The 24,836-nt window shown below is 54.7% G+C and carries 25 protein-coding genes and 1 riboswitch; of the genes, 12 read left to right on the forward strand and 13 right to left on the reverse strand.

Annotated features, from left to right (window positions below; all coding sequences use genetic code 11):
- The first annotated feature begins 235 nt into the window (after window positions 1-235).
- Window positions 236-381, forward strand: a riboswitch (molybdenum cofactor riboswitch).
- From moaA to FDW95_RS13230, 6 genes are all read left to right on the forward strand, one after another.
- Window positions 369-1,358, forward strand: a complete 990-nt coding sequence (gene moaA, locus FDW95_RS13205; protein WP_096757779.1) for a GTP 3',8-cyclase MoaA — start codon at window positions 369-371, stop codon at window positions 1,356-1,358. (Overlaps the previous riboswitch by 13 nt.)
- Before the next feature lie 19 nt (window positions 1,359-1,377).
- Window positions 1,378-1,890: a molybdenum cofactor biosynthesis protein B gene (gene moaB, locus FDW95_RS13210; protein WP_096757778.1), complete on the forward strand. Its 513-nt coding sequence runs from the start codon at window positions 1,378-1,380 to the stop codon at window positions 1,888-1,890.
- 2 nt (window positions 1,891-1,892) lie between these two features.
- Entirely contained in the window at window positions 1,893-2,378 is a 486-nt protein-coding gene (gene moaC / locus FDW95_RS13215) for a cyclic pyranopterin monophosphate synthase MoaC (protein WP_096757777.1), read from the forward strand.
- Entirely contained in the window at window positions 2,371-2,616 is a 246-nt protein-coding gene (moaD, locus tag FDW95_RS13220) for a molybdopterin synthase sulfur carrier subunit (RefSeq protein ID WP_096757776.1), read from the forward strand. Before moaC ends, moaD begins: the two co-directional genes overlap by 8 nt.
- 1 nt (window position 2,617) lies before the next feature.
- Window positions 2,618-3,070 carry a molybdopterin synthase catalytic subunit MoaE gene (gene moaE / locus FDW95_RS13225; RefSeq protein WP_115259002.1) on the forward strand — a complete coding sequence of 151 codons (453 nt, stop codon included), beginning with the start codon at window positions 2,618-2,620 and terminating at the stop codon, window positions 3,068-3,070.
- A gap of 41 nt (window positions 3,071-3,111) precedes the next feature.
- Window positions 3,112-3,816, forward strand: a complete 705-nt coding sequence (locus FDW95_RS13230; protein ID WP_096757774.1) for a Bax inhibitor-1/YccA family protein — start codon at window positions 3,112-3,114, stop codon at window positions 3,814-3,816.
- Between the two features lie 100 nt (window positions 3,817-3,916).
- Here the strand turns inward: FDW95_RS13230 and FDW95_RS13235 are convergent, their stop codons facing one another.
- From FDW95_RS13235 to FDW95_RS13245, 3 genes are read right to left on the reverse strand one after another with little or no spacing between them, the layout of a single operon-like run.
- Entirely contained in the window at window positions 3,917-4,879 is a 963-nt protein-coding gene (locus FDW95_RS13235) for a YbhN family protein (protein ID WP_096757773.1), read from the reverse strand.
- Window positions 4,879-6,120, reverse strand: a complete 1,242-nt coding sequence (clsB, locus tag FDW95_RS13240; RefSeq protein ID WP_115259001.1) for a cardiolipin synthase ClsB — start codon at window positions 6,118-6,120, stop codon at window positions 4,879-4,881. Before clsB ends, FDW95_RS13235 begins: the two co-directional genes overlap by 1 nt.
- On the reverse strand, window positions 6,117-6,878 hold the full coding sequence (locus FDW95_RS13245) for an endonuclease/exonuclease/phosphatase family protein (protein ID WP_115259000.1): 762 nt from the start codon (window positions 6,876-6,878) through the stop codon (window positions 6,117-6,119). Before FDW95_RS13245 ends, clsB begins: the two co-directional genes overlap by 4 nt.
- Before the next feature lie 130 nt (window positions 6,879-7,008).
- Between FDW95_RS13245 and FDW95_RS13250 the strand changes: the two genes are divergently transcribed.
- Window positions 7,009-7,419, forward strand: coding sequence for a YbhQ family protein (locus FDW95_RS13250; protein ID WP_115258999.1), 411 nt, complete (start codon window positions 7,009-7,011; stop codon window positions 7,417-7,419).
- On the opposite strand, the gene FDW95_RS13255 is transcribed toward FDW95_RS13250, so the two are convergent.
- From FDW95_RS13255 to cecR, 5 genes are read right to left on the reverse strand one after another with little or no spacing between them, the layout of a single operon-like run.
- Window positions 7,381-8,487 (reverse strand): ABC transporter permease, encoded by a 1,107-nt coding sequence (locus tag FDW95_RS13255; RefSeq protein ID WP_096757769.1) that lies wholly within the window; start codon window positions 8,485-8,487, stop codon window positions 7,381-7,383. The genes FDW95_RS13250 and FDW95_RS13255 overlap by 39 nt on opposite strands.
- Window positions 8,488-8,497: 10 nt before the next feature.
- Complete coding sequence (locus FDW95_RS13260; RefSeq protein ID WP_115258998.1) at window positions 8,498-9,631, reverse strand: ABC transporter permease; 1,134 nt, start codon at window positions 9,629-9,631, stop codon at window positions 8,498-8,500.
- Window positions 9,624-11,360 carry an ATP-binding cassette domain-containing protein gene (locus FDW95_RS13265; RefSeq protein WP_115258997.1) on the reverse strand — a complete coding sequence of 579 codons (1,737 nt, stop codon included), beginning with the start codon at window positions 11,358-11,360 and terminating at the stop codon, window positions 9,624-9,626. The genes FDW95_RS13260 and FDW95_RS13265 overlap by 8 nt, the downstream gene beginning before the upstream one ends.
- Window positions 11,353-12,348: a secretion protein HlyD gene (gene hlyD, locus FDW95_RS13270; protein ID WP_096757766.1), complete on the reverse strand. Its 996-nt coding sequence runs from the start codon at window positions 12,346-12,348 to the stop codon at window positions 11,353-11,355. The genes FDW95_RS13265 and hlyD overlap by 8 nt, the downstream gene beginning before the upstream one ends.
- Complete coding sequence (gene cecR, locus FDW95_RS13275) at window positions 12,345-13,022, reverse strand: transcriptional regulator CecR (RefSeq protein WP_115258996.1); 678 nt, start codon at window positions 13,020-13,022, stop codon at window positions 12,345-12,347. Before cecR ends, hlyD begins: the two co-directional genes overlap by 4 nt.
- Before the next feature lie 229 nt (window positions 13,023-13,251).
- Between cecR and rhlE the strand changes: the two genes are divergently transcribed.
- The 4 genes from rhlE to FDW95_RS13295 all read left to right on the forward strand — a co-directional run bounded on the left by rhlE (window position 13,252) and on the right by FDW95_RS13295 (window position 19,109).
- A complete protein-coding gene (gene rhlE / locus FDW95_RS13280) occupies window positions 13,252-14,598 on the forward strand; it encodes an ATP-dependent RNA helicase RhlE (RefSeq protein ID WP_115258995.1) in 1,347 nt (448 codons plus the stop codon).
- Between the two features lie 95 nt (window positions 14,599-14,693).
- The gene (dinG, locus tag FDW95_RS13285; RefSeq protein WP_115258994.1) at window positions 14,694-16,844 is read left to right on the forward strand and encodes an ATP-dependent DNA helicase DinG; all 2,151 of its coding nucleotides are present in this window, start codon (window positions 14,694-14,696) and stop codon (window positions 16,842-16,844) included.
- Window positions 16,845-16,873: 29 nt separating this feature from the next.
- Window positions 16,874-17,842, forward strand: coding sequence for a DNA-binding protein YbiB (gene ybiB, locus FDW95_RS13290; RefSeq protein ID WP_115258993.1), 969 nt, complete (start codon window positions 16,874-16,876; stop codon window positions 17,840-17,842).
- Between the two features lie 181 nt (window positions 17,843-18,023).
- A complete protein-coding gene (locus FDW95_RS13295; protein WP_115258992.1) occupies window positions 18,024-19,109 on the forward strand; it encodes a malate/lactate/ureidoglycolate dehydrogenase in 1,086 nt (361 codons plus the stop codon).
- Window positions 19,110-19,203: 94 nt separating this feature from the next.
- On the opposite strand, the gene ybiJ is transcribed toward FDW95_RS13295, so the two are convergent.
- From ybiJ to mcbA, 5 genes are all read right to left on the reverse strand, one after another.
- Window positions 19,204-19,464 carry a DUF1471 family protein YbiJ gene (ybiJ, locus tag FDW95_RS13300; RefSeq protein ID WP_096757760.1) on the reverse strand — a complete coding sequence of 87 codons (261 nt, stop codon included), beginning with the start codon at window positions 19,462-19,464 and terminating at the stop codon, window positions 19,204-19,206.
- A 301-nt stretch (window positions 19,465-19,765) separates the two neighbouring features.
- Complete coding sequence (locus FDW95_RS13305) at window positions 19,766-20,032, reverse strand: DksA/TraR family C4-type zinc finger protein (RefSeq protein ID WP_115258991.1); 267 nt, start codon at window positions 20,030-20,032, stop codon at window positions 19,766-19,768.
- Between the two features lie 76 nt (window positions 20,033-20,108).
- On the reverse strand, window positions 20,109-20,786 hold the full coding sequence (ybiX, locus tag FDW95_RS13310) for a PKHD-type hydroxylase YbiX (RefSeq protein WP_115258990.1): 678 nt from the start codon (window positions 20,784-20,786) through the stop codon (window positions 20,109-20,111).
- A 43-nt stretch (window positions 20,787-20,829) separates the two neighbouring features.
- Complete coding sequence (locus FDW95_RS13315) at window positions 20,830-23,115, reverse strand: catecholate siderophore receptor Fiu (RefSeq protein ID WP_115259974.1); 2,286 nt, start codon at window positions 23,113-23,115, stop codon at window positions 20,830-20,832.
- A gap of 288 nt (window positions 23,116-23,403) precedes the next feature.
- Window positions 23,404-23,664, reverse strand: a complete 261-nt coding sequence (mcbA, locus tag FDW95_RS13320) for a DUF1471 family periplasmic protein McbA (RefSeq protein ID WP_096757757.1) — start codon at window positions 23,662-23,664, stop codon at window positions 23,404-23,406.
- Window positions 23,665-23,875: 211 nt separating this feature from the next.
- On the opposite strand from mcbA, the gene rlmF reads away from it, so the two are divergent.
- Entirely contained in the window at window positions 23,876-24,802 is a 927-nt protein-coding gene (gene rlmF, locus FDW95_RS13325; protein ID WP_096757756.1) for a 23S rRNA (adenine(1618)-N(6))-methyltransferase RlmF, read from the forward strand.
- Window positions 24,803-24,836 lie beyond the last annotated feature (34 nt).

A 24,836-nucleotide genomic window follows, 5' to 3' on the forward strand; every position in this document is an offset into this window, starting at 1 on the left:
AGAACGAGCGCAGCCAACGCACATGCAACGTGAAGTATGACGGGTATACCCCTTTTTGACGACATCCACCTGATAGCAAGATGATGTATATCAATGCAAAACTGTGATTTTTGCTTATTCTGTAGCGAAATTGCACGATCATGTCGATATGTATAAGATTATATAGCGAAAGTGTACATGGCAAAACTGTTATTTACACGCTAGTATCGGCATAACCAACATGTACTCGACGTATGACGAGTATAAACACTCTAGCCTCTGCACCTGGGTCAAATGATACGGTGCTTTGGCCGTGACAAGGCTTACATCAGATTGTCACCAGGGCGCAGGAAGAAATGACTCCGCCTCCCGTATTTGGAAAGGTGTACATGGGCTCTCAACTTACCGATGCTTTCGCACGTAAGTTTTACTACTTACGTTTGTCGATTACCGATGTGTGTAACTTTCGTTGCACCTACTGCCTGCCGGATGGCTACAAGCCCGGTGGGGTCACCAATAACGGTTTTTTGACCGTTGATGAAATTCGCCGCGTCACGCGTGCGTTCGCCAATCTGGGAACGGAAAAAGTGCGTCTGACCGGGGGCGAACCGTCATTGCGTCGCGACTTTACCGACATCATCGCCGCCGTGCGAGAAAATGACGCCATCCGCCAGATAGCGGTGACCACCAACGGTTATCGTTTGGCACGGGATGCCGCCACCTGGCGTGAGGCGGGGCTCACGGCGCTGAACGTCAGCGTCGACAGCCTTGACGCCCGTCAGTTTCATGCCATTACCGGGCAGGATAAATTTCAACAGGTGATGGCGGGCATTGATGCCGCCTTTGATGCCGGTTTTGAGAAAGTCAAAGTGAACACCGTGCTGATGCGCGATGTAAACCACCATCAACTGGACACCTTTCTCGCCTGGATCCAGCCACGTCCGATTCAATTACGCTTTATTGAGCTGATGGAAACCGGCGAAGGCAGTTCTCTCTTCCGTAAACACCATATCTCCGGCCAGGTACTGCGCGATGAACTGTTGCGTCGCGGCTGGATCCATCAGCTACGCCAGCGCAGCGACGGTCCGGCGCAGGTTTTCTGTCATCCCGATTATGCGGGTGAAATCGGTCTGATCATGCCGTATGAGAAAGACTTCTGCGCCACCTGCAACCGTCTGCGCGTCTCTTCTGTCGGCAAACTGCATCTGTGCTTATTCGGTGAAGGCGGGGTCAGCCTGCGTGATTTGCTGGAAGATGACGCTCAGCAGTCTGCGCTGGAAGAACGTATCTCAAGCGCGTTGCTGGAGAAAAAGCAGACCCACTTCCTGCATCAGAACAATACCGGTATTACGCAAAACTTATCTTACATTGGCGGCTGATCGCTAAAAGGAGTTTTTCATGAGTCAGGTAAGCGCTGAATTTATCCCGACACGCATTGCTATTCTTACTGTTTCCAGCCGTCGTGGCGAAGAGGACGATACCTCCGGCCATTATCTGCGCGACAGTGCGCTGGAGGCGGGTCATCAGATTGTAGACAAGGCGATTGTTAAAGAGAACCGCTATGCCATCCGCGCCCAGGTTTCCGCCTGGATTGCCAGTGACGATGTGCAAGTGGTGCTGATTACCGGCGGTACCGGTTTGACCGAAGGCGACCAGGCACCAGAAGCGCTGTTGCCGCTGTTCGACCGTGAAGTCGAAGGGTTTGGCGAAGTGTTCCGCATGCTCTCCTTTGAAGAGATTGGCACCGCGACGTTGCAATCACGCGCGATTGCCGGTGTAGCCAATAAAACGCTGATTTTTGCCATGCCGGGGTCGACCAAAGCGTGTCGCACTGCCTGGGAAAATATCATTGCGCCGCAGCTCGATGCCCGTACGCGTCCGTGTAACTTCCACCCCCATTTGAAGAAATAAGTATGTCGCAACTGACTCATATTAACGCCGCTGGCGAAGCGCACATGGTGGATGTTTCCGCCAAAGCCGAAACCGTACGTGAAGCGCGCGCCGAAGCCTTCGTCACTATGCGTAGCGAAACCCTGGCGATGATTATCGACGGCAGCCACCATAAAGGCGATGTTTTCGCGACCGCACGTATTGCCGGTATCCAGGCCGCCAAGCGTACCTGGGATCTTATCCCGCTATGTCACCCGCTGATGCTCAGCAAGGTTGAAGTTAATCTGCGCGCCGAGCCGGAACACAACCGTGTGCGCATTGAATCGCTGTGCCGACTGACCGGGAAAACCGGCGTCGAAATGGAAGCGTTAACCGCAGCATCGGTGGCGGCGCTGACCATCTACGACATGTGCAAAGCGGTTCAAAAGGATATGGTGATTGGTCCGGTACGCCTGCTGGCGAAAAGCGGCGGCAAGTCGGGTGATTTTAAGGTGGATGCAGATGATTAAGGTGCTTTTCTTTGCCCAGGTGCGAGAACTGGTGAACGCAGATACGTTAGAGGTCGCGGCAGATTTTCCCACGGTGGAAGCCTTGCGCCAGCATCTGGCTGCGCAAAGCGATCGTTGGGCGCTGGCTTTAGAAGATGGCAAGCTGCTGGCGGCCGTCAACCAAACGCTGGTGAGCTTCGACCATCCCCTCAACGCAGGTGATGAAGTGGCCTTCTTCCCACCGGTGACCGGAGGCTGAGATGGCTGAAACGCGAATTGTTGTTGGGCCTGCGCCGTTTAGCGTTGGGGAAGAATATCCCTGGCTGGCAGAGCGCGATGAAGACGGCGCGGTGGTCACGTTTACCGGTAAAGTGCGTAATCACAATCTCGGAGACAGCGTGCAGGCATTGACGCTGGAACATTACCCGGGCATGACCGAAAAAGCGCTGGCGGAAATCGTCGATGAGGCGCGTGAACGCTGGCCGCTGGGCCGCGTGACGGTTATCCACCGTATTGGTGAGCTGTGGCCGGGAGATGAGATAGTCTTCGTTGGCGTGACCAGCGCGCATCGCAGCAGTGCCTTTGACGCCGGACAGTTCATTATGGATTATCTTAAGACCCGCGCGCCATTCTGGAAACGCGAGGCCACGCCGGAAGGCGACCGTTGGGTTGATGCCCGCGACAGCGATAAGCAAGCAGCAAAACGCTGGTAGAGTACAATTGGTTTAGGTACATACTAATTCAGGAGATTGTCATGGACCGATTCCCACGAACCGATTCTATTGTGCAGGCCCGTTCCGGTCTGCAAACCTATATGGCGCAAGTCTACGGCTGGATGACCTGCGGGTTGTTACTGACGGCGTTTATTGCCTGGTATGCGGCGAACACGCCGGCGGTGATGACGTTTGTCTTTTCCAGCAAAATCACCTTCTTTGGGCTGATCATCGCCCAACTGGCGCTGGTGTTTGTCCTTTCCGGCATGGTGCAAAGGCTCAGCGCCGGTATGGCCACCACGCTGTTTATGCTCTATTCGGCATTAACCGGGCTGACGCTGTCGAGCATCTTTATCGTCTATACCTACTCGTCTATCGCCAGCACGTTTGTGGTCACTGGCGGGATGTTCGGTATCATGAGCCTGTATGGGTACACCACCAAGCGCGATCTCAGTGGTTTTGGCAACATGCTGTTTATGGCGTTGATCGGCATCGTGCTGGCCTCGCTGGTTAACTTCTGGCTGAAGAGCGAAGCGCTGATGTGGGCGGTGACCTACATTGGGGTGATTGTGTTTGTCGGCCTGACCGCCTATGACACGCAGAAGCTGAAAAACATCGGCGAGCAAATCGATTTGCGCGACAGTTCCAACCTGCGTAAATACGCGATCCTTGGGGCGTTAACGCTGTATCTGGACTTTATCAACCTGTTCCTGATGCTGCTGCGTATTTTCGGCAATCGTCGTTAATTTCTGCTGCCGGATGGCGCTGCGCTCATCCGGCCTACCGTGTTGCGTCGAAAGTAGGCCGGATAAGGCGTTACGCCGAATCCGGCAATAACCTTCACGGTTATTTCGCCATCGCCTTCTCGTTTTTTGCCCGCAGTTTTTTCGCCCGGCTCTCCAGCAGCAAGTAACACATCAACGCCAGCAGCAGCGGGATAAAATAATACAGTACGCGATACGCGAGCAGGGCGGCGATGATCGTGCCTTGCGAGGTATTTTCGCCCGCCAGCAGTGCCATGAATACCGCTTCCAGCACGCCGATACCCGCCGGAATATGTACGATAACCCCGGCGATACTGCTGACCAGCAGCACGCCCAGCACGAAGAAATAATGGATATCCTGGCCTAATAACAGCCAGATAATCGCTCCCATCACCATCCAGTTTGCCCCGGAGATGGCCATCTGCGCCAGCGCGAATTTCCACGATGGCAGCACCAGTTTTTGCCCTTTAATCGTGATATGCCGATGTTTAGCGAAGGCGCAACACCACAGATAAATGACAATAATCAGCAGCAGTACGATACCCAGAATGCGCAGTGTGGCCTCGTCGATATACCAGTGTGCGGGCAGTTGAACGACGCCGAAGGTAAAAATAAACCCGCCGAGCAGAATATAGCCCAGCCAGTTGGTGGTAATGCTGAGTGAGAAAATGCGCGTGATCGTGCTACCCGGTAATCCGAGGCGGGAATAGAGTCGATAGCGCATGCCAATGCCGCCCACCCAGGTGCTTAACGTCAGGTTGAAGGCGTAGCAGATAAACGACACCAGCATCACCTGACGTTTTGCCAGCTTGTGTCCGCAATAATAGCGTCCGAGCAGGTCATAACAGCCGTACAGCAGATAGCTGACGATGACCAGACCAATGGCGCTGAGCAGGGCGAGGCGGTTGTAATCCCGGATAACCGACCAGACCTCTTCCCAGTTGACCTTGCTGGCATACACCACCAGCAGTACGATCACCGCGATAAAAAACAGCCAGGTGAGGATCTTTTTTGCTAACCGCCAGCGGGGAGATGCTTTCGCCATCAGGGTTTCCCTCCTGCATCTTCAGCCTGAATGCGGTCCTGCGTTTCCAGAGTCGGCTGCGCGGGAGGCGCGACTTCGGTAAGGTGCGGCGTGTGCGCCGGTAGCCAGCCGACCAGCGCCGGAAAGTGGCGTAAAAAGTGGAACGCCAGCACGCTCTTGGTCAGGTTCCACCAGGTGCGTCTGGGCAGCATCGATTCATCTACCTGCTGGCAATCCTCGGTAATAATGGGATGCAGATTGTCCCGCAGGACCTGGTTAAATGCGCGGTCATGGATAATGATGTTGGCCTCCAGATTCAGCGACAGGCTGAGCGGGTCGAGGTTGCTGGAGCCCACCGTCGCCCAGTGTTCGTCCATTAGCGCGACTTTGCCGTGCAGGGGTCTGCGACGGTATTCATACACCTGGACGCCGCCTTTCACCAGATAGTTGTACAGCAGGCGAGCGCCGACTTTCACAATCGGCATATCCGGCTCACCCTGCACTATCAGTTTGACCCGCACGCCGCGTCGCGCCGCTTTGCGCAGCGCATGCAGCAGGCGATAGCCGGGAAAGAAATAGGCGTTGGCAATGATCACTTCGCGTTTGGCCTGGGTGAGCATTTTCAAATAATGGCGTTCAATATCATCACGATGTTCTTCGTTATCGCGCCAGACAAACAGCGCCTGCGCCTCGCCGGGCTGGCGATTTTCGATTGCCCGATGATGACGTCGCCACCAGCGGCGCACGGCGCTTTGCCCCGGCAGGTTTTCCAGCACGAAGGTCAGGATGTCTGCCACGATGGGACCTTCAATACGCACGGCGTAGTCCTGCTTGGCCTCTGGGCCGTAATCGGACATATGCTCGGCGGAATAGTTAATCCCGCCGACGAAAGCGACACGGTCGTCAATCACCACAATTTTGCGGTGCATGCGGCGAAAAAGGTTGGTCCGCATGCCGAACAACCGCGGGCGTGGGTCGTAATAGCGGAAAACCACGCCCGCGGTGGTGAGTTCGCTGACAAACTCCTCGCTGAGATCCGGTGACCCGTAGCCGTCGAGCAGCACTTCGGCTTTGACACCACGCTGTGCCGCACCGAGCAGTGCCGCATGCAATTGTTTCCCGACCGCATCTTCAAACCAGATAAAAGTCTCGAGGATGATTTTTTGCTGCGCCTGTTCAATGGCCTTAAACACGGCAGGGTAGTACTGGTCGCCGTTTTCCAGCAGCTGAATTTGATTGCCTTCACGCCAGCCATATTTCATAAATGAATCTCCGCGCTCAGGGGGGCATGGTCGGACAAATGTCGCCAGTGACGTAGTGCCAGCGCCGTCGGAATACTGGCATTGGCATTTTTCACATAGATCCTGTCGAGGCGCAGCAGCGGCAAACGTACCGGAAAGGTACGCGCCGGGCGTCCGTGGGCGCGGGTAAAAATCTCGTCAAGACCTGCCTGTGTTTTCAAAGGATGATTGGCCTTTTGCCGCCAGTCGTTGAAATCCCCGGCTACCACCACGGGTTCCGTTTCAGGCAGGGCATTGACCCAATCCGCCAGCATGGTCAACTGCGCCTGGCGGTGAGCTTCACGCAAACCAAGATGTACACACATCACATGGATGGGGTGAGGGAGCATCGGCGGCACGATGCGGCAGTAAAGCACACCGCGCTTTTCACTGCTGCCGACGGATACATCACGATTCTCATAATGTTCAATGGGATAGCGCGACAGCACCGCGTTACCGTGATGCCCCTGCGGATACACGGCATTGCGTCCGTAGGCGAAGTCGCTCCACATGGTATCTGCGAGAAATTCATAGTGCGTGGTATCTGGCCAGTTCTCCACGTGCAGAGGGTGAACCTCGTGCGCACCCATCACTTCCTGCAGGCACACAATGTCCGCACCGACCGTTCTGACGGCATCGCGTAGCTCAGGCAAAATAAATCGCTTATTAAAGGCGGTAAAACCTTTGTGAGTATTAATTGTGAGCACATTGAATGAAAATCGAACTGTTTGTCCGCTCATGATTCTCCTGTCGGCGTCATTTTTCCTTTAAATAGTGTAGTCGGCGTCACAAAAGGATGCGGTGTTACGGAATTTTCCGTAAAGTCCGGTACTCTGAACAATTAGTTAAAGATCCTTCAGGAGAAAAGCCATGAGGTGGCAACAACGTGTTCGTGTCGCAACAGGTCTTAGTTGCTGGCAGATTGTGTTGCATTTACTGGTAGTGGCATTGCTGGTAATGGGCTGGATGAGCGGCACGCTGGTGCGCGTCGGCCTGGGATTATGCGTCGTTTATGGCGTCACGGTTTTATTAATGCTGGCGCTGCAGCGTCATCATGAACAGCGCTGGCGTGATGTCGCCGACGTACTGGAAGAGCTGACTACCACGTGGTATTTCGGTGCGGCGATGATCGTGCTGTGGCTGCTGTCCCGCGTGCTGCAAAACAACGTCTTACTGGCGTTAGCGGGACTGGCGATCCTTGCCGGACCCGCAGTGATTTCGCTGCTGGCGAAAGACAAAAAACTACATCACTTTGCGTCTAAACATCGCATACGCCGCTGATCCGGTCGTGGCCGCTATCACCAACAGTGGCCACAAACTTCCCCAGACAATCTTCAGGCTCGCATCCTTCAGGTAAATCTGTTTCGTGATGTCCGTAAAGTGACGGATTGGGTTTATCCACGTCAGATTCTGCAGCCAGACCGGCATGTTTTCGACCGGAGAAACGTATCCTGACAGTAAAATTGCCGGCATCATAAAGACGAACACGCCGATAAACGCCTGCTGCTGGGTTGAACACAGCGATGAAATCAGCAGACCAAAGCCCACCAACGACAACCCGTAAATCACCATCGTGAAGTAAAACAAGCCCAGCGAACCGGCAAACGGAATGTGATAGGCCCAGATGCCAATAGCCAGCACGATAGTGGCCTGAAAGGTAGCCACGATCAGCGCAGGCACCGCTTTGCCAATGAAAATTTGCCAGGTGGTGAGCGGAGAGACCAGCAGCTGATCCAGCGTGCCCTGCTCACGTTCGCGGGCTACCGACAGCGAGGTGACGATCATCACACCGATGGTGGTGATCATGGCGATCAGCGACGGAACGACGAACCATTTGTAATCCAGATTCGGGTTATACCAGTTACGCACCACCAGTTCGCTGTTGTTCGGCTTCGCTTTGCCGTCCATCAACTCCTGCTGGTATTCCTTAACGATCTGTTGCAGATAATTCGCTGCGATCTGCGCGCTGTTTGAGTTGCGCCCGTCAAGGATCAGCTGCATAGGTGCTTGTTGGAAGGTATCCAGATTACGCGAAAAGTCGGCCGGGAAGCGCACCAGCAACAGGGCTTTTTGCGTGTCGATGGTCGGTTGGATCTCCTGCGGGCTTTTCAGCAGCAGGATATGGGTAAAGGCGCTGGCGCGGGCAAAGCGCTGTGTTAATTCCACTGAATGCTTGCCGTTGTCTTCGTTATAGATGGCGATAGTGGCGTTGGTCACTTCTAACGTGGCTGCAAACGGAAACAGGATCACCTGAATCAGCACCGGTAAAATCAGGATCGCCCGCGTCTGCGGCTCGCGTAACAGCGACTGCAGCTCTTTGCGAATTAATGTCCATAAACGATGAAACATGGCCGTCCCCTCAATCCAGCCGACGTTTGGTTTTAAGCCACGTCAGACCAATAAACATCACCGCCGAAGCGATTAAAAACAGCACGTTGATGATCAACACTACCGGAATATTTCCCGCCAGAAACAGGCTTTGCAGGGTGCTGACGAAATAACGTGCGGGAATGATATACGTCACCGCGCGAATAATGGCGGGCATGCTGTCTATCTGAAAGATAAAGCCCGACAGCATAATAGATGGCAGGAAAGCGGCGTTGAGCGCCACCTGCGCGGCATTAAACTGGTTGCGGGTGATGGTGGAGATCAGTAATCCCATGCCAAGCGTACTGAGCAGAAACAGGCTGGTGATAAAAAACAGAATCAGCAGAGAACCGCGATAGGGCACGCCAAGAATAAACACCGACACCAGCATACACAGCAGCATCGCCAGCATGCCGAGAAAATAATAGGGGATCAGTTTACACAGCAGCAATTCGACGCGGGTGACTTCGGTCGACAGCAGCGCTTCCATGGTACCACGCTCCCATTCACGTGCGACCACTAATGAGGTCAGGATCGCGCCGATGACCGTCATAATAATGGTCACCGCTCCTGGAATAATAAAATGCTGGCTGATCGCCGCCGGGTTGAACCAGTAGCGGGTCTGCACGTCGATCAGCGGTTCAAACGATTCGCCGCGGTCTTCTGCCCGCTGCTTTTGCCAAATCTGCCAGATGCCTTCCACATAGCCTTGCACAAAGTTGGCGGTGTTCGGTTCGCTGCCATCGGTGATCACCTGAATGGGCGCAATATCGTTTGGCCGCGCCATCTGCTGGGCAAAATCCACCGGGATCACCACCAGTCCGCGAATACGCCCGGCCTGCATTTTCTCAACTAACTCCTGGCGGTTGTCGCTGATGGTGGCGTCAATATACGGCGAGCCGGTCATGGTATGGGTAAAATCCAGCGCCTCTTCGCTCTGTTGCTCGAGCAAAATCCCCACCCGCAGCTTGCTGGAATCGAGGTTAATCCCGTAGCCGAAGATAAACAGCAACAGTAATGGGATCACCACGGCAATCAGCCAGCTACTGGGATCGCGCACGATCTGCCGCGTTTCTTTAATGCACAGCGCGCGCACGCGTCGCCATGAAAGCGCGTGATTACTCATGTGCGTGCTCCTTATCCCAGTCATTGATAAGCGTGATAAACGCCTGCTCCATAGTCGGGTCCGGCGTGTCGTTATCGGCCGCCTGCGCTTTCAGGTCGTCCGGCGTGCCGCTGGCGATTAGCTTACCGCGGTACACCAGCCCGATACGGTCGCAATATTCCGCCTCGTCCATAAAGTGGGTAGTGACCATCACCGTCACACCTTTTTCTACCATGCTGTTGATATGCAGCCAGAACTCGCGACGGGTGAGGGGATCAACCCCGGAGGTCGGTTCATCGAGGAACAGGATGTCGGGTTCATGCATCAGCGAACAGGCCAGCGCCAGACGCTGCTTAAAGCCTAGCGGCAGTTCGTCGGTGGCATGAGAGGCGATGGTCTTCAGGCCGAACGCCTCGCTCATACGATCGATTTTTTCTTTCTGTGCGCGTCCGCGCAGGCCGTAGACGCCTGAGAAAAAGCGCAGATTCTGCTCCACCGTCAGGTTACCGTACAGGGAGAATTTCTGCGCCATATAACCCAGATGCTGGCGTGCTTTTCCGGAACTGACCTTCAGGTCCATGTCCAGCACTAGCGCTTTACCGGAAGTGGGAACCAGCAGGCCGCACATCATTTTAAACGTGGTCGATTTACCCGCCCCGTTGGGGCCTAACAGGCCAAAAATCTCACCGCGTTGGACGGCAAAGTCCACATGGTCGGTGGCGGCAAAATCACCGAATTTTTTGGTCAGCGCTTTGGCTTCAATCACCGTTTCACCGGCGGTACCTTCTACGGTGTGCAGGATAGCGCCCAGCGGCGATTCAGAGGTTCCCGCGCCGCCGAGTAAATCGATAAACGCATCTTCAAAGCGCGGGGCTGTACTGGTGATGGTGATTTCCGGCATGCCGTCAGCCTTGCGAATATCGTCCGCCGTGGCCGCTTTTTTCAGAATCAGGCGCACGGATTTCCCCTGAATCATGCCGTCGCTGACCTGCGGTAACTTGAGCGCGCGTTGTAGCAGTTTGCGGTTATTTTCCTGCGGGCTGCTCATTAAAAAACTGCGCCCGGCCATGGTTTGCGTCAGCTGAGTCGGATCGCCTTGATAGAGCAATTCACCTTCGTTCATCAGCAGCACATCGCGGCACTGCTCGGCCTCGTCCAGATACGAGGTGCTCCAGAGGATCAACATGCCATCCCCGGCCAGTTCATGCACCATTTGCCACAATTCGCGGCGGGATATTGGGTCTACGCCCACGCCGGGCTCATCCAGCAGCAGCACTTTGGGTTCGCCGACCAGCGTACAGGCAAGACCCAGTTTCTGCTTCATGCCGCCGGAGAGTTTCCCCGCCAGACGTCCGGTAAACGGCCCCAGCGAGGTAAACTCCAGCAGACGGGCAAAGGTTTTCTCCCGCGCTTCACCGGTAACGCTGCGTAAATCGGCATAGAGATTGAGGTTCTCCATGACGGTCAAATCTTCATACAGGCCGAATTTCTGTGGCATATAGCCCAGCACCGCATGCAGGGCGCTGTCGTTGATGATGGGGTCAAAGCCAATCACCGTCGCGCTGCCGCCATCCGGCTTCAACAGGCCCGCCAGCATCCGCATCAGCGTGGTTTTCCCTGCGCCGTCGGGACCTACCAGACCGGTGACATAGCCTGCGTGAATCGTGCAGTCGAGCGGGGCGACCGCCGGTTTTTCCATCCCGGCAAAGCGCTTAACCAGCCCGTTGAGGGTAATGACTGCGTCATTCATGCCGCGCCTCGTCACCGAACTTCACCGTCACCGGCATTCCCTGACGCAGCGCGTCGTCGGCATCGGTCACGACAATACGCAGGCGGTAGACCAGGTCGGTACGCAGGTCCGGGGTCTCTACCGTTTTCGGTGTAAACTCTGCTGTTGGCGACACAAAGCCGATTTTGCCGTGGTACGGTTTATCCGGGCGGCCATCGGTATAAAGCAGAATTTCACGTCCTGGCTGCGCCTGGCTCAGATTGCGTTCGTCCACATAGGCGCGGACCCACACCGGCCGGGTAAGCGACAGCGTCAGCACCGTGCCGCCCGCGTTCAGCATACTGCCGGGCTCGACCGCACGGGTAAGTAGTGTGCCGTCAGACGGGGAGGTCAGCGTGGTGTCATGCAAATCGAGTTCAGCCTGCGCCAGCTGCGCCTGAGCCTGTTCGAGCGTCGCTTTCGCCTGGGCGATATCCTGCGGACGATTACCGCTGCGGTATTGACTGAGTTTATCCTGCGCGGATTTCAGCGTTGCCAGCGCCTGGTCGCGTGAAGAACGGGCGTTTTCCAGATCGTTGGCTGAGATAGTGCGGCTTTTCCATAATCCGAGCTGGCGATTATAAAAGTTCTGCGCGTAGTCATACGCTGCCTGGGCCTGCTTCACGGCCGCCGCGGTTTGTGCGATTTCTTCTTCACGATACCCGGCCAGCATCAGGTCGTACTGCGCCTGCGCGGCGGCAACGTTAGCCTTCGCCTGCATCAGCGCGTTTTCGTAGGGGGCGTGGTCCAGTTCGCCCAGTACCTGACCGGCAGTAATCGCATCACCTTCGTCAACCGCCAGCGAGGCCAGCCTGCCGCCTACGCGAAAACTTAAATTGACGCTGCGGATATCGACGTTGCCGTACAGGGTCAGGCCGTTATCTTGTTGGCTTTGATACCACCACGTTCCACCAGCAATCACGGCAACGAGGGCCGCGATAACCAGCCCGAGAACGACAGGTTTTTTCATGACTCCAGACTCCTTTGCGTTAAACCTTGCAGAATAAGATCGATGTGACAGGTGATCGTGTGTTCAATTAGCGCGGTTTTATCCGCATCAAATTGTGACCAACCCGTGCGCAACAGAATAGTTTCTTTACCCAAACGGAAGGCCAGCACTTCACCCAATATGGCGTGGGTATGCAGGATCATTTGGGTGTCATTGGCATCGCGACCCGTATAAGCGGCAATTAAGCGGGTCAGGTGGCTATGCAGCGGATTGATCACCTGGTCATGCACCAACTGATAGGCTGCAGTGGGGGAGAGCTGTTCGCGCGAAATAAATTTGCTCAGGTTAACCGTGTCATCCTGGGTTAACAGCATGATCATGTTTTTGCAGGCACGCAGGATCAGTTCGCGCATGGCGGCCCGGTCCGGCTCGGGTTGGGTAAACAGACGCTCGGCTTCTTCAGCATGAGGGCGAAACTGTGAACCGATAAAATCCGCGATCCACTGGGCGCAGGCGAGATATAAATCCTCTTTTGAACCAAAATAGTAGGTAATCGCGGCGATGTTTTGTCCGGCCTGAGCGGCAATATCGCGCGTAGTGGCATGCAGTCCGTACTCACCAAATTGTGCGAGCGCGGCGGCAATCAGCTGGTTCTTTGCCTGTTCACCTTTAGTTGTCATGGTGGATGTATTCATGGCATGCCTAAATTATTAATCAATCGATTGATTAAGATTATGACTGATTTCTGCACTTGTCTAGTCTGGTGGTTTATTTTGTTTTTCGCGGCTGGCGGGATAATTTATGCGGTACATCACAAAAACTGCTACACTCCGCCCCTTCATGACATTGTGGTTTTTGTCATCTCTTTTGCGAGTATCGTCCTGAAAACGACACCGGTAACGGTCAGGGCGGTTCGGAGTAGTTATGTCTTTTGATTCCCTTGGTTTAGATCCTGAAATCTTGCGCGCCGTTGCCGAGCAGGGTTACCGTGAACCTACCCCTATTCAGCAGCAGGCAATCCCCGCCGTGCTGGAAGGCCGTGATCTGATGGCCAGCGCCCAGACCGGCACGGGGAAAACGGCAGGTTTTACCCTGCCGCTGTTACAACACCTCATTACCAATCAGCCGCATGGCAAAAGCCGTCGTCCGGTGCGTGCGCTGATCCTGACGCCAACCCGCGAGCTGGCAGCACAAATTGGCGAAAACGTCCGCGATTACAGCAAGTATCTGAACGTTCGCTCGCTGGTGGTTTTCGGCGGCGTGAGTATTAACCCGCAGATGATGAAACTGCGCAGTGGCGTAGATGTGCTGGTGGCAACGCCGGGCCGTTTGCTCGATCTGGAACATCAAAACGCGGTGAAACTGGATCAGGTTGAGATCCTGGTACTGGATGAAGCGGACCGTATGCTGGATATGGGCTTTATCCATGATATTCGTCGCGTACTGGCTAAACTGCCCGCTAAACGTCAAAACCTGCTGTTCTCCGCAACGTTTTCTGACGACATTAAGTCGCTGGCAGAAAAACTGCTGCATAACCCGCTGGAAATTGAAGTTGCGCGTCGTAATACCGCGTCTGAGCAGGTCAGCCAGCTCGTTCACTTTGTGGATAAAAAACGTAAACGTGAATTGCTGTCACAGATGATTGGCCAGGGTAACTGGCAGCAGGTGCTGGTCTTTACCCGTACCAAACATGGTGCCAACCACCTGGCAGAACAGCTGAATAAAGACGGTATTCGCAGCGCGGCGATCCACGGTAATAAATCGCAGGGTGCGCGTACGCGTGCGCTGGCCGATTTTAAATCCGGCGATATTCGCGTGCTGGTGGCGACCGACATCGCGGCTCGCGGGCTCGACATTGAAGAGCTGCCGCACGTGGTGAACTATGAGCTGCCAAACGTCCCGGAAGATTATGTTCACCGCATCGGACGTACCGGTCGTGCTGCGGCTACCGGTGAAGCGCTGTCTCTGGTGTGTGTTGATGAGCACAAGTTGCTGCATGACATCGAAAAACTGCTGAAAAAAGAGATACCGCGTATTGCGGTTGATGGCTACGCGCCGGACCCGTCGATTAAAGCCGAGCCAATCCAGAACGGACGCCAGCAGCGTGGCGGCAGCGGTGGTCGTGGGCAAGGTGGAGCAGGCCGTGGTCAGCAGCCGCGTCGCCAGGATGGTGGTGCGCCAAAAGCGAAACCGCGTAACAGTGAAGGCAAACCGGCAGGCGACAAACCGCGTCCACCGCGTCGTCATCGCAGACCGTCTTCTGCACAGTAATTGCGAGCCCGGCCGAATAGCCGGGCTTTTTTTTTGCGACGCGTATCAGAAAGTGCCACAATAGTGGCTGTTTATACAGTATTTCAGGTTTTCTCATGGCATTAACCGCAGCGTTGAAAGCGCAAATTGCCGCCTGGTATAAGGCGCTTCAGGAACAGATCCCCGACTTTATCCCCCGTGCGCCGCAGCGGCAGATGATTGCTGATGTCGCGAAAACGCTGGCTGGGGAAGACGGGCGACATCTGGCTATCGAAGCGCCGACCGGCGTCGGGAAAACGCTGTCCTATTTAATTCCGGGGATTGCCATTGCCCGTGAAGAACAAAAGACGCTGGTGGTCAGTACCGCCAACGTCGCGTTGCAGGATCAGATCTACAGTAAAGACCTGCCGCTGCTGCGCAAAATTATCCCTGATCTGCGATTTACCGCCGCGTTTGGGCGAGGGCGCTATGTCTGCCCGCGTAATTTAGCGGCCTTGGCCAGTACCGAACCCAATCAGCAGGATTTGCTGGCGTTTCTCGACGATGATCTGACGCCCAACAACCAGGAAGAACAAAAACGTTGCGCCAGGCTCAAAGGCGACCTCGACACTTATAAATGGGATGGGTTGCGCGATCACACCGATATCGCCATTGATGACGGGCTCTGGCAGCGTCTGAGCACTGATAAAGCCAGCTGTCTGAACCGTAACTGTCATTACTACCGTGAATGCCCATTTTTTGTTGCCCGCCGTGAGATCCAGGAAGCCGAAGTGGTGGTGGCAAACCACGCGTTAGTGATGGCAGCCATGGAGAGCGAAGCGGTGTTACCGGAACCGAAAAATTTGCTGCTGGTGCTTGATGAAGGCCACCATCTGCCGGACGTCGCGCGCGATGCGCTGGAAATGAGCGCCGAGATTACCGCGCCCTGGTATCGGCTGCAGCTGGATTTATTCAGCAAACTCGTGGCGACCTGCCTGGAGCAGTTTCGCCCGAAAACCACGCCGCCGCTGGCTAATCCAGAGCGCCTGAACGCCCACGGTGAAGAGCTGTATGAGCTGATCGCCTCACTAAACAACATCCTCAATCTGTACCTGCCCGCCACGCAGGAAGCCGAACACCGCTTTGCAATGGGCGAGCTGCCTGCGGAAGTGATGGAGATTTGTCAGCGCCTGGCGAAGCTCACCGAGATGCTACGCGGTCTGGCGGAACTGTTCCTCAACGATCTCAGCGAAAAAACCGGCAGCCACGATATCGTTCGTCTGCATCGGGTTATTTTGCAGATGAACCGGGCGCTGGGTATGTTTGAAGCGCAAAGTAAACTGTGGCGGCTGGCTTCACTGGCGCAGTCATCAGGCGCACCGGTGACCAAATGGGTGACGCGTGACGTGCGTGACGGACAGATGCATGTCTGGTTTCACTGCGTGGGGATCCGCGTCAGCGATCAGCTTGAACGCCTGCTGTGGCGCAGCGTGCCGCATATTATCGTCACCTCTGCCACCTTACGCTCGCTCAACAGTTTCTCGCGCCTGCAGGAGATGAGCGGCCTGAAAGAAAAAGCAGGGGACCGTTTTGTCGCGCTGGACTCGCCGTTTAATCATGTCGAGCAAGGCAAAATTGTCATTCCGCAGATGCGTTACGAACCGTTGATGGAGAACGAAGAGCAGCATATTGCCGAAATGGCGGCCTATTTCCGCGAACAGGTGGAAAGTAAAAAACATCAGGGCATGCTGGTGCTCTTTGCCAGCGGTCGGGCAATGCAGCGTTTTCTTGAGCACGTAACCGATCTGCGTCTGCTGTTGCTGGTGCAGGGCGATCAGCCGCGCTACCGACTGGTGGAACTGCACCGCAAGCGGGTACAAAACGGTGAGCGTAGCGTGCTGGTTGGGCTGCAGTCTTTTGCCGAAGGCCTCGATTTGAAAGGCGACCTGTTGACCCAGGTTCATATTCACAAAATTGCGTTTCCGCCCATCGACAGCCCGGTGGTGGTGACTGAGGGCGAATGGCTGAAAAGCCTGAATCGCTATCCCTTTGAGGTGCAGAGTTTACCTGCGGCATCGTTCAATTTGATTCAGCAGGTTGGGCGACTCATTCGTAGTCACGGTTGCTGGGGCGAAGTGGTGATTTACGATAAGCGTTTATTGACCAAAAACTATGGTCAGCGTTTACTGAATGCGTTACCCATATTTCCGATAGAGCAACCTGGTGTGCCAGACGTTATAGTAAAACCAAAAGAAAAAGCGAAACCCACACGCCGCCGTCGGCGTTAACGATGTGAGCAACAGGCAAGGAGTTATCGATGGATTACCGCAAAATCATCAAAGAGATTGGGCGAGGTAAAAATCACGCGCGTGACCTGGACCAGGATACCGCTCGCGGACTGTACACCCACATGTTAAACGGCGACGTACCTGACCTTGAGATGGGCGGCGTACTGATTGCGCTGCGTATTAAAGGGGAAGGTGAGGCAGAAATGCTGGGCTTTTATGAGGCGATGCAAAATCATACCCTTCGCCTGACGCCGCCCGTTGCCAAACCGATGCCTATCGTCATTCCCAGCTACAACGGTGCGCGCAAGCAGGCTAACCTGACGCCGCTGCTGGCTATTTTGCTGCATAAGCTGGGTTTCCCGGTCGTGGTGCACGGGGTGAGCGAAGATCCAACCCGCGTGCTGACGGAAACCATTTTTGACCTGATGGGGATTGCACCTACCCTGCATGCCGGACAGGCGCAGGCGAAACTTGAGGGACATGAGCCGGTGTTTATCCCAGTGAGCGCGCTGTGCCCGCCGCTGGAGAAACAGCTGGCGATGCGCTGGCGGATGGGCGTACGCAACAGTGCGCATACGCTCGCGAAATTAGCCACGCCGTTTGCTGACGATGCCGCACTGCGTCTTGCCAGCGTTTCGCACCCGGAGTACGTGTCGCGGGTAGCGAAATTCTTTGGTGATATCGGCGGGCGCGGCCTGCTGATGCACGGCACGGAAGGGGAGGTGTACGCCAACCCACAGCGTTGCCCGCAGATCAGCCTGATAGACCATTCTGGTGTACGAGTGCTGCAGGACCGCCAGAGCGAGATGCCTGACGAGCCAGTGCCGCTGCCGGTGGCAAAAGATCCGGAAACCACCGCGCGCTGGATAGAGCGTTGTCTGGCCGGAAGTGAGCCGGTACCGGCCTCGTTGAGGATTCAGATGGCCTGCTGCCTTCTGGCAACCGGCGAAGTCGCTACGCTGGCTGAAGGATTTACCCGCGTCGACCAGTGCTTCTGATGTACTCATCTCCCCGGCGGGCCTGATTTACAGGTCCGCCCGTTCCCGCCTTTCTGCTATTCCTGCTATTTCTGCAATGTGAAATTTCTGCACGTTTATTGACCTCCTGAGCGTCGTGGCGCAGCATAGTTTGTTGAAAAATAAGAAACACAACAAACACGCAACATAACAGGAGATAACCATGAACAGTGGACACCGCTTTCATGCGCCTACGCTGCACGCCTTTATTCAGGCCGTTTTTCGTCAGATGGGCAGCGAAGAGCAGGAAGCGCGCTTAGTTGCCGATCATCTGATCGCCGCGAACCTTGCCGGGCACGATTCTCACGGCATTGGCATGATCCCAAGCTATGTTCGTTCCTTTTCGCAGGGACATTTGCAGCTAAACCACCACGCGAAAGTGGTGAAAGACGCGGGGGCGGTGGTAACGCTTGACGGCGACAGTGCGTTTGGTCAGGTTGCGGCACATGAAGCTATCACGCTGGGAATCGAGAAAGCCCGTCAGTTCGGTATTGCCGCGGTGGCACTACACAATTCCCATCACATCGGACGCATTGGCTATTGGGCAGAGCAATGTGCAGCCGCAGGCTTTGTCTCCGTTCACTTTGTGAATGTGGTCGGCATCCCGATGGTTGCGCCTTTTCAGGGGCGTGACAGCCGGTTTGGCACTAACCCTTTCTGCGCCGTGTTTCCGCGTAAGAATGATTTCCCCCTGCTGCTGGACTATGCGACCAGCGCCATTGCTTTTGGCAAAACGCGCGTTGCGTGGCATAAGGGTGAGCCAGTGGCGCCAGGATGTCTGATTGATGCTGACGGCGTTCCGACTACCGATCCCGCCGTGATGCAGGTGTCTCCGCTGGGCTCGCTGCTTACCTTCGCTCAGCATAAAGGCTATGCGCTGGCGGCAATGTGCGAAATTCTGGGCGGTGCGCTTTCCGGGGGGAAAACTACGCACGAAGACAGTTTGCAGGACAGCGCTGACGCCATCATTAACTGCATGACGACGATCATTCTAAACCCGGAATTATTTGGCGCGCCGGATTGTGACCATCAGGTCGCCGCATTTGCGAAATGGGTCAAAGCGTCGCCGCATGGCGAGGACGCCCCGGTTCTGCTACCGGGTGAGTGGGAAGTGAGTACGCGTGAGGCGCGACTGGCGCAGGGCATCCCGCTGGATTTAGGAAGCTGGCAGGCAATTTGTGAGGCGGCACAGTTCGTGGGGATGCCGAAGACGGTGTTGCAAGAATTCCGTCATCGGTTGGAACAGTAAGCAAAAAAAAGCCCGTCCAGTGGACGGGCAAACAAAGGGTAACAAACAGGGTCAATGAGGGTTGGAGCATTGGGTCTTGCAGGTAATTCGTCGGTTATTTGTAGATAACCGCAGTGCCGCTCATTTTGTCTTTGCCGACAGCGGACGTAATGCTGTAGCCACTTGCACCTGCAGCGGCAGCTTTTTCAGCCAGTTTGGCTTCCAGGCCATCCAGCGTGCTTGCGCCATCAGCAGATACCACGCCCACTTTATTCATGCTCTGTGCCTGAGTGGAAGTAACAGGCTCGGCAGCGAAAGCGCCAAATGACAGGGTAGACAGGGCGATGGCAGCAACAGCATATTTGATATTTTTCATGATTAATCTCTCGCAGGTTATTCTGTTAGTCAGTGTTTTGTTCGGTAGACGTTGTTTTGTCGATGTGAGAAGTATCACGTTTTTTTTAGGTGAGAGAAAATCGAATAGAATTGACGACATCAATCAAAAAAATTGAATGACAAATAACTTATTGAATATTAATAAATTCGGAAGGCGGATTTACAGTTCTTGTCATTGCGATTTACAGAGCCAGCGACAACGGCACATTTTGCTACACTCATTGCAAAAAACCGTGCTCGTAAAGGAAATCGTATGCGCTGAAACTTTTGGTAAAGAAGGGTCAACGTAGCTGGCTGTCTTTCGATCCTCTACGATTATATCCTGAGTATGCGGTGTTATGTGAATCTTTATCCTGCTGACAGGCGATGCATAAACGTACCCCAGGTACCGCCTCGCGCCGGGCCTGAGGGATAGGATTGCCACATTCTTCGCATTCATACAGACTTTCACCCGTGGGTAACTCACCACGGGCGCGGGCGACAGCATCTTCAATAGTATTGTTGATCTGTTCGTTCACTGCGTCGTCATTTGCCCATCCGGATGCCATAGCCCCTCCGTACATTCAGTTTGTATAATAATTATAGTGAATGATATGGATGGAAAACGAATGCACAAGCGCACCGTCAGATTTCAGACCATTCGCGCAGCAGATTATGGTAGAGATTGAGCAGCGATGGGATCTCGGCGCTTTCACCGTGGCGGGCCTTCAGGGACTGGATGTTCTTATCCAATTCAAAGAGCATGGCGCGTTTTTTATCGTCGCGGATCATCGACTGGATCCACATAAACGACGCTATACGAACGCCGCGCGTCACCGGTGTAACGCAATGCAGGCTGCTGGAAGGGTAGAGCACCAGGTCGCCAGCCGGAAGTTTGACCGCATGCTGACCGTAAGTGTCATTGACCCGCAACTCTCCCCCCTCATAGCTGTCGGGGTCACTTAAGAATAATGTGGCGGAAAGGTCGGTACGCATCCAGCCGCTTTCCGGGTGGCTACGCACCGCGCCATCAACGTGAAAGCCGTAGGTCTCTGCGTTTTGATAACGATTGAACAACGGCGCGGAGATTGTTTTTGGCAATGCTGCAGCAAAGAACAGCGCGCTGCTGTTCACGGCGGCCAGCACCTCTTTATGTAACGCAACATAGCGCTCGCTCTGCGTATCAATCTGCTGGTTATTTTTGACCTGCGCACCCTGAGCGCCGGTGGTGGCGCGGCCATCTATCCACTCGGCTGAATCCAACTGTTCGCGAAACCAGGCAACGTCCTGCGGCGATAAGACGTCAGGAATGTGGTACATCATCAGTGTTTCTCCTGAAAGTGGGGCTTACGCCCCACGTGATACATCAGAAATGCATATTGGCGGTGAGCAGGAAGGTTCTCGGCTCACCCGGATGGTAACGGTATCCGCTCTTGTTGATCGAGGAGACATAATCGGTGTCAAACAGGTTATAGATGTTAAGCTGGAAATCGAGGTTGCGGTTTACGCGATATCCCAGTTTGGCATCCGCGACCCAGTAGCTTTCAGTAAAGGATGGCGTGCCCACCGCGCCGTCCGCGCCGCGATGCATACTGCCCACGTAGCGTGCGCCTGCGCCAACGGAGATATCATCCGTGGCCTGATACTGACTCCACAGGGTGAATGCATGTTCCGGTGTATACGGCAGGGAGGATGAACCATCCTGAGCGACGTCTTTACCGTTATGGACCGTGGCGCGCTGCTGGGTGTATCCGCCAATCACCTGCCATGCCGGGGTAATGTTGCCGGCTACCGACAGTTCGTACCCTTCAACGCGTTTCTCCCCATACTGGGACCAGGTACCGTCATCGTTCTGCTCGACCTCGTTCTCAATGTCGGTGCGGAAAATCGCGGCGGTTAACAGCAGGCGCTTATCCAGTACTTCCCATTTGGTGCCAATTTCGCTGGTCTTTGCTTTTTGCGGTTTAAAATCAGTACGGTTGGCGCTGTTGCCGGTACCGCTCTGGGCGAGGGCAAAATTGCTGCCACCCGGCGGTTGCTGAGAGACCGCATAGTTAATGTAAATGTTGCCGTTATCTGTCAGATGATAAAGCGCACCCGCTTTCCAGTTCACCAGATTACCAGACTTAGCGGTATCGACGGTGGTGACCGGCGATCCTTTGGCTACGCCAGCCGGGCAAGCGACAGCACCGCGCCCGGATGCACCGCATGCCGTGGCGCTGTCATACTCGGTGCGATAGTTATCGAGACGAATGCCGCCGTTCAGCTCAAACTCACGGGTAATTTGCAAGGTGTCGAATGCATAAATACCGAAGGTGTCGGTCTGGCCGTTGGCGTTGGCACCGTTACGGTTTAATCCACCCACGCTGACGTTGCTGTTGGGATGGTAAATATTCACTGGCGGTGGCGTGATCGGCACTACGCCGTAGTTGGTCTGCGTTTCACGCGTAAACTCTACGCCGGTGCTGATGTCATGGCCAATGGCGCCGGTATAAAATTTTGAGGTCAGGTTGGTCTGGTTGGTGAGGATTTTGTTGCTGACATCTTTGGTATTGGCCAGACGCGACCAGGTCCAGGTGTCTACGCTGCTGGTTGGCTGCGTGATATTTGACGCGCCGCCCATCACCGCCGTCATCAGGTAATCTTGTTTGACTCGTGACCAGCGCGTGGTATTGCGCACGGTGGTGCTGTCGCTCAGATCATGCTCAAAGCGCATCGTCGCGGTATCGGTCGTCGAGTCGTCGTAATCCGAATCGGTGCCATAAAAATCATGCGTATCCACTTTCCCTGAATGATTCAGGGCAGAAGTCCCCGCAGAAGGTGCAGAGTACCCCGGCAGGCCGATGGTGGGAACACCGCCGTCCGGCGTGTTGTGCTGGGTGACGTGCAAGTAGTTCAGATACAGACGATTTTCGGTGCCTAAACCAAAGGCGATGGACGGGGCCACGCCGTAACGTTCATTTTTAACGTTATCGCGTCCGGCATCGTGCGTCTTTTCGCCCATCAGGTTTAATCGTGCGGCGGTGGTCTCGCCAATGACCTGATTGATGTCCAGCGTACCGCGGCGGAACCAGGCGCTGCCGACGCTGGCAGAGGCATCAATGCCGGAGTCAGTGCGCGGTTGCTTGCTGATCATGTTGATAGAGCCGGTCGGCGCGCTGCGGCCATAATCGGTACCGGAAGGACCTTTAATTACTTCAACTTGTTCTGTATTGAAGGTATCGCGCGTCACGCTGCCAATATCGCGAACGCCGTCGATGTAAATGCTGTTCGAGGTATCGGCCCCACGCATATAAATCGCGTCACCGGTGGTGGAGTTGCCGTTTTCACCGGCGAAAAATGCGCCTACGCCCGGCACGTTCTTTAGCGCATCGGTCAGATTTGTTGCCCCTTGATCCTTAATGACCTGCTCAGAAATCACCGTCATGGTGCGCGTCGTATCAGCAACAGGACGGGAGAATTTCGGATCGGCAGAGTGGGTGGGGGCGTACAGCGACGGTTTGGCGGCTTCTACGACCAGCGTATCTTCTTGTTTCTTGTCCTGATCGCCTGCGGCGACTGCCTGAGCGACCGGAGACAGGCCGATGCACAGACCGGCAAAAAAGGTGAGTGAATGGAAACTACTGGACGGCAGGTTGCGATTTTTATCCATGTTAATGAGTAGCTTATTATTTTTTGAGTAGAAGGTTTCACTCGTGCGAAGGGACATCTCTTTGGATGTTACGCCTGCAGGTCTCGCCGTAATGAAATGCGTAATTGATAATGATTTTGATAAGCATTATTAATCAGTGCGACTTTTTAGCATTCATTAATTCAAAAATAAATACATTTATTTACATTGGATTCAAAATTCCAACATGATGGTTACAAATTGTGCAGGGAGTACGGAGAGCAAAAAAGAAAACTGCATTCAGGACGAATGCAGTTAGGCTGAGGGAGATTACTTGTAGATAGTTGCGGTACCGTACATCTGATTTTTACCGCCAGCAGCATTAACCACAAAGCCTTTTGCGCCTTGCTCTTTCGCTTTTTCCGCCAGCTTGTCTTCAAGATCGGTCAGGCTTGACGCGCCGGTAGCCGACACGGTTCCGGAAGCCTGTAGCGGGCCGGTGGCAGGACTGGTGTTAGGCGGTGCAGCAAAAGACGCAAATGTCATGCCGGTGAGTACGGTAGCGGCAAGGAGTGTGAGGCATTTCTTCATAATGATATCCTCTGAGAAACAACGGGTAGTGCCTGATAAGTTTAGGACGTCATTGCCGGACGTTTACCGCAAAAAATTGATGGACAACTGAGTGTTTTTTGAACGATTTGTTTTGTGGAAATCCAGCACAAATTATCGATTTTCCGTGCCATGCGTGTTTACCGCGTGTCGTTATGCGGGTATCTTACGCCGCTGTTAATAGGAGAATGTTATGCCCCCCCAGAAACCGGGATTACACCCACGCAACCGCCACAATGGCCGTTACGATCTTGCCACGTTATGCCAGGTTACGCCCGAATTGACGCAATTCCTCACCATTACGCCAGGCGGCGAGCAGAGCGTTGATTTTGCTAACCCATTGGCTGTGAAGGCGCTGAATAAAGCCCTGCTGGCGCATTACTATGCGGTGGCTAATTGGGATATTCCGCAAGGTTACCTGTGCCCACCGGTACCGGGTCGGGCGGATTACATTCATCATCTGGCCGATCTATTGGGCGAAACGACGGGAACTATCCCGGCGAATGCGAGCGTGCTGGACGTCGGCGTTGGGGCAAACTGTATTTATCCGCTGATTGGCGTGCACGAATATGGCTGGCGGTTTACCGGCAGTGAGACCAGCCAGGAAGCATTGAGCAGCGCACTGGCGATCGTTAACGGCAATCCGGGGTTAACCCGTGCTATTCGCCTGCGCCGTCAGAAAGATTTGTCGTCTATCTTCAACGGAATTATTCATAAGAATGAACAGTTCGAAGCGACACTGTGCAATCCGCCGTTCCATGATTCAGCGGCTTCTGCCCGCGCCGGAAGTGAGCGTAAACGTCGTAACCTGGGACAGGACAAAGACGATGCGCTGAACTTTGGTGGGAAACAGGAGGAGCTTTGGTGTGAAGGTGGCGAAGTGGCGTTTATCAAAAAAATGATCGCCGAAAGCCAGGCCTTTGGTCGCCAGGTGATGTGGTTCACCACGCTGGTTTCACGCGGTGAAAATCTGCCACCGCTGTACCACGCCCTGACGGATGTGGGTGCGGTGAAAGTGGTCAAAAAAGAGATGGCCCAGGGGCAAAAGCACAGCCGCTTTATTGCCTGGACCTTTATGGATAACGATCAGCGTCGCCGTTTTATGGCGCGTCAGCGCTAAATCGTCGGTTCTGTCGGCGGCAGCGGATCGGCTG

Origin of the sequence: Citrobacter sp. wls718, from assembly GCF_005280945.1 — a bacterium.
In the GTDB taxonomy this organism is placed as follows: Bacteria; Pseudomonadota; Gammaproteobacteria; order Enterobacterales; family Enterobacteriaceae; genus Citrobacter; species Citrobacter gillenii.